This is a genomic window from Paraburkholderia sp. SIMBA_053 (genome assembly GCF_046534895.1).
Taxonomy (GTDB): Bacteria; Pseudomonadota; Gammaproteobacteria; order Burkholderiales; family Burkholderiaceae; genus Paraburkholderia; species Paraburkholderia caledonica.
This window is the reverse complement of record NZ_JAWRXU010001675.1, coordinates 1-237: the sequence shown is the minus strand read 5'-3', so window position 1 is coordinate 237 and position 237 is coordinate 1. Positions and strand designations below refer to the sequence as shown.

At 62.9% G+C, this 237-nt stretch carries 1 protein-coding gene; it reads right to left on the bottom strand.

The features are described from left to right. Positions 1–43 precede the first annotated feature (43 nt). A partial coding sequence (locus tag SB753_RS41235; RefSeq protein WP_410805708.1) for a hypothetical protein occupies positions 44–237 on the bottom strand: 194 nt, incomplete at its 5' end.

Sequence of the window (237 nt, the reverse complement as noted above, 5' to 3'; positions counted from 1 at the left end):
CGATCAGGACATCGGCGGTGAGGAAAGCGGTGGGCGTCATCAGTTAAGACTCGCGGGCGGCCAGAGGAATCACGATTTTGCGCGCTGCTGCATCGACCGCACAGATACAGTTGATGAAGCGCTGATCGGCACAATCGGGCATGAGCCGCGCGCGGTTGTTATCCCTGCGCCGCATTCCCGATGCAATCGGCGAGTGCATCCGCCACCGCTTGCCGGCTATGCCGCGGACGCTGCACG